Raw genomic sequence first — 4,551 nt, 5'->3', positions numbered from 1 at the left:
TGAAGAAATACAGGTAGATCTGGATGGCTGGTTGCAGTATTACAATAATGAAAGAACCCACACAGGAAAGCACTGTTTTGGAAAAACACCGATGCAGACCCTACTGGACAGCAAATATTTGGCTGATGAAAAAATGTTGGATTTACAATCCGATAAAATTGTACCTTTATTAGAGGCAGGTAAAGCGGAAACAGGCTCTGGTGGAGACCAACCTGTCAGGAATAACCTGTCCGACGACTGGAATGGTCAGGGGGCTCCAAACGAGCCCCTAAACCAAAATTATTCCAAGAGTCAAAATGCCTAAAAAAACTCTTAACTGTCAGACGAAATCGTAGCTATTACACAACCGTGCGTAAAGATCTCCCTTTACACGGCTGTTATTATTCAACCAGTGGCTTGACTCCGTAACGCCAATGCTCAAATAGGTGTGGATTTCTTTTTGAAATCTCCCCCAACCATTTTAATGCTTTGCCTTTTCGTCTTCGTAGCCGTTTGTATTTCCGAGTAGCCCATCTTACCAATAGCTTATTCATATGGCGTAGCACTTTGTAGAGTTCAGATTTGTAGTAAGCTCCATAGTAATTAATCCAGCCTCTAAGGACTGGGTTAATTATGGAAGCTAGTCTTTTCAAATCACTACCCCCTCTTCTGTGCAACTTCCAAGAACGCATTTTATCGCGTATCGCCACTTTGGACTTATTGCTTATAGCCGGTTGAAAGCTGGTAAAGTAATATCCTTGCTTTGTTTTCGCCTTTCGTCTTCTAAACGTATAGCCTAGAAAATCGAATGCAATAACTGGATTGGACTTGTTTCGACTTTCCTTTCCGCAGTAAACAATCTTTGTTTTCTCCGGATGAAGTTCTAGTCCGCAAGCTTTCAATCGCTCTTCCAGATTCTCCCTTAATTCCCGCGCTTGTGCTCCTGTTTTGCAGTGTATCACACCATCATCAGCATATCTCTCGAATGGACAGTCCGGATATCTTATCCGTAACCATTCGTCCATACAGTAATGTAAAAAGAGGTTGGCAAGCAGCGGACTGATAACAGCCCCCTGAGGCATCCCTTTTGTCCTTTCTGTAAGGGTTCCATCGGATTTCTTTACAGGTGTTTTGAGCCACCTTTCAATGTAAAGTAAAATCCATTTACATTGGGTGTGTTTTCGCACTGCTTTCATTAGCAGGTCGTGTGGAATATTGTCGAAGAATCCCTTGATATCGAGATCTAAGACCCAATCATACTTCCAGCATCTTTTCCTGGTTGTCCCTACTGCCTCTATTGCGCTTTTATTCGGTCGGTATCCATAAGAATCCTTATGAAATATACGATCAATCTTTGGCTCCAGACTCAGTGTGACTACCATTTGAGCGATACGATCAGTTATCGTAGGTATTCCCAGCGGCCGTACACCTCCTCCTTTCTTTGGTATTTCTACCTGTAATACTGGGGAAGGCATATAACTGCCGGAACTCATCCTATTCCATAATCGGTATAGATGGTTCCTGCGATCCTCTTCGAAATCTTCCAAGCTTAAGCCATCCACTCCAGCACTACCGCGGTTTTGTTTTACCCGCTCATAGGCTTTTTGTACGACAAACTTTGAAATACTAAATGGTTTTGTTTTAATCATTTCGGTACCTCCTATGGTATGACCATAGTTTTCTTTGTGATAAAAACTGAATAATACATCCCCTTCGCTCCACCTCCATTACAGAAGTTTCAACACTACTACGGGATGTTCCGCCCGCGTGCCTCGCATCGGTACTTTTGCTCTTGTGGGTCTTCCACTTGAGGGTTTCCCTTTACATCGAGACGACACGTTCTCACGTTCCGTTTAAATGCCTATAATAGATTCACGCTATCTTTACGCCGGATGCCACGGAAGCAGTAGTCAGGTTCCTCTTCCATTTTTATCCCAAGGCAAAGTCAAGACCTTGGTTTCGACACCATCTAATCAGCTTTCGACGCTTCTTCAATAGTTTACTTTCGTTCGTCTCTCTATTACATACTTGACATCTGTATGGATGCCTTTTCCTTTATCGCTTCTCACCAGACCTTTTAAGTCTAGTAACATAAAGGCAGTTTGAAGCCCACGCCTGAACATTGACTCCGAGGGGCCTACCCTCATCATTTAAACAGCACCAAAGTATTTTACACTTTGTTCGTGACACACTGACTTCGGCTGACTTCTCCATTTAGTTACACGCAAACTAGCCGCGCGCCGGCTGGCTCGTTCGCTAAAAATGTCCACTGGACATTTTCTTGAGGCTCCGCCCTCCAGGTAATGACATCTTCTTTCCCTCGATTCCTGCCAGATCTACTGCTTCGGCATTCACTTAAAAGTGTTTCGGACTTTACAATGATGTGCTTGCTCATCCATCCTAACAGCCTCATATCTGGTTCCTGTTCGTCAGTACCGAGTTTTGTAGTCTCGCTTCCTTCAGATGTAACCTCGCAGTTACCACCCTTGCGACTTACTAATGGTTCAAAGCGTTACCCCTGCCCATAAAGGACTTGCACCCTCTAGATTAATTAGCTACTTTGCAGTAGATAAAAGATGCCCATGCTGGGCACACACAAAGGGTATAAAATATGGGGCTGACATGGGTTTTAGAGCGTTTAGTGCTCTCAATAACCAGCAGTACTCGGCTGACAATGACGAGTTCCCAAGCCCCACACTTCATACGCAAACCGTTGGCAAACATTATGACGAACATCCATCAAACCGAAAAACAGTAGTCACTTAAACAAATGGATATTGAAAAAATCTTAAATAAAATTGGAGAAACATATCATCCTATTACCAATGAATGTCAACAAGAGTTAATTGCGAATTCAAAAATTGTAAGTTATAAAAAGGGCGAGATTGTAGTTCGTGAAGGACAATTTTCTAAAAATGCCTACTTAATTGTAAAAGGTTGTTCAAGAGTATATTATTTAAAAGACGGAAAGGACATTTCTGACTGGTTCACTTTTGAAAATGAAATAATGGCTGCAATTATCAGTTTTTTCAGCGAAGAGCCAAGTCCTCATTATGTTGAATTTATTGAAGATTCCGTTGTCCTTGAATTTTCAAAAGATACAGTTGATTGCCTTTCAAAGAAGTACCACGATTTTGAACGTTTTATTAGTAAAGTTGTTACTCAAACCATGTTAGGTCTATGTGAAAGATTATATACAATTCAGTTCAACAAGGCAGAAGAACGATACAAACACCTTTTAAATATTTATCCAAATATAACCCAAAGAATACCTCTTACGCACATTGCATCATATTTAGGAATTACACTTGAAACATTAAGCAGAATAAGAAATCCAAAAAACCGAATTTGATTTATATCAAATGATACATCTTCCATTAAAATGACCTTTGTAAAAAGGTTTAAAAATGGAAGAAAACAACAAACAACTGAAATCAATTTGGGGAAAATGGTGGGAACCTATTAGAAAATGGTTTTATCCTACTTGGTTATTATATGAACTTACCGTTGGTTTTTACGAATACGCTATAGCCGTTTACAACTATTTTATCGAAAGGCAAGATTATTTCGATTCATATTCGGGAGAAATCGGCACACAAATGTTAGCTGTTTTTTGTAGTGTAGCCAGCTTCATAATTTGCACATTCTTCTTAACGGTATCAACTTGTTTTATCCTTTATAAGTTCTTCAAAATTGAGAATTTAACAGGCACGAAATTGGAAAGAAAATTGAAAACTTATTTTTAGGTTTATGAAAAACATACTAATCATAAATGGACATCCAGATAAAGAAAGTTTCAATTTTGCACTTTCAAAATCCTATAAAAAAGGGGCTGAAAAATCGAATGCTGAAATAAAGGAAATTAACATCGGAGAATTGAACTTCAACCCAAACCTACAATTTGGATATAGAAAGCGAACAGAATTAGAACCAGACCTGATAGATGCTCAAGCCAAATTAAAATGGGCTGACCATTTAGTTTGGGTTTATCCAGTTTGGTGGAGTTCAGTACCCGCAATTATGAAAGGTTTTTTAGACCGAGTTTTACTTCCAGGATTTGCATTTAACAAAAGAGAGAATTCTTTATTAAGTGACAAACGTTTTACAGGGAAAACGGCACGAATAATTTGTACTTTAGACCAACCAGATTGGTATTATAAATGGGTTTACGGAAACCCAAGTCATAATGCAATTAAAAAGGGAACATTGTATTTTATAGGAGTGAAAAAAGTCAGAATTACTACTATTGGACCTATAAGATTATCAAAAGAAGAGTATAGAATAAAATGGTTGAAAAAAGTTGAAAAATTAGGACAACTGAACAAATAGTAATTTGTTATTTAAACATACGGAGAAATTTAAAAGCTTCCAAACAGTGGCTAACAGTATCAGCGTTAATTACAGAACTATCCTGAACTATTTTATAACTAAAAGTACGAATGCCTCGGCAGAATCATTCAATGCAAAAATTAAAGCCTTCAGGGCACAGTTCAGAGGGGTGAAAAATGTAGAATTCTTCCTTTATAGATTAACCACAATTTTTGCATAAACACAACAATTGGTCATGATCCC

5 protein-coding genes and 1 pseudogene are annotated in these 4,551 nt (G+C 38.9%); 5 read left to right on the top strand and 1 reads right to left on the bottom strand.

Features of this window, described 5'->3' with window-relative positions; all coding sequences use genetic code 11:
- Positions 1-145, top strand: a pseudogene (locus BUA16_RS18980) (IS481 family transposase); the annotation flags it as partial.
- 235 nt (positions 146-380) lie between these two features.
- On the opposite strand, the gene ltrA reads toward BUA16_RS18980, so the two are convergent.
- Positions 381-1,628, bottom strand: coding sequence for a group II intron reverse transcriptase/maturase (gene ltrA / locus BUA16_RS13970; protein WP_072765375.1), 1,248 nt, complete (start codon positions 1,626-1,628; stop codon positions 381-383).
- Between the two features lie 1,121 nt (positions 1,629-2,749).
- Between ltrA and BUA16_RS13960 the strand changes: the two genes are divergently transcribed.
- From BUA16_RS13960 to BUA16_RS13945, 4 genes are read left to right on the top strand one after another with little or no spacing between them, the layout of a single operon-like run.
- Positions 2,750-3,331: a Crp/Fnr family transcriptional regulator gene (locus tag BUA16_RS13960; protein WP_072765373.1), complete on the top strand. Its 582-nt coding sequence runs from the start codon at positions 2,750-2,752 to the stop codon at positions 3,329-3,331.
- A gap of 55 nt (positions 3,332-3,386) precedes the next feature.
- Positions 3,387-3,725, top strand: a complete 339-nt coding sequence (locus tag BUA16_RS13955; protein ID WP_072765372.1) for a hypothetical protein — start codon at positions 3,387-3,389, stop codon at positions 3,723-3,725.
- A gap of 4 nt (positions 3,726-3,729) precedes the next feature.
- Positions 3,730-4,308, top strand: a complete 579-nt coding sequence (locus BUA16_RS13950) for an NAD(P)H-dependent oxidoreductase (RefSeq protein ID WP_072765371.1) — start codon at positions 3,730-3,732, stop codon at positions 4,306-4,308.
- A gap of 4 nt (positions 4,309-4,312) precedes the next feature.
- Positions 4,313-4,528, top strand: coding sequence for a transposase (locus BUA16_RS13945; RefSeq protein ID WP_072765370.1), 216 nt, complete (start codon positions 4,313-4,315; stop codon positions 4,526-4,528).
- The last annotated feature ends 23 nt before the right edge of the window (positions 4,529-4,551 follow it).

The sequence above is a fragment of the Arenibacter nanhaiticus genome, assembly GCF_900141935.1.
In the GTDB taxonomy this organism is placed as follows: domain Bacteria; phylum Bacteroidota; class Bacteroidia; order Flavobacteriales; family Flavobacteriaceae; genus Arenibacter; species Arenibacter nanhaiticus.
Note: the sequence above shows the minus strand (reverse complement) of the source record. Positions and strands in the feature narration are given on the sequence as shown.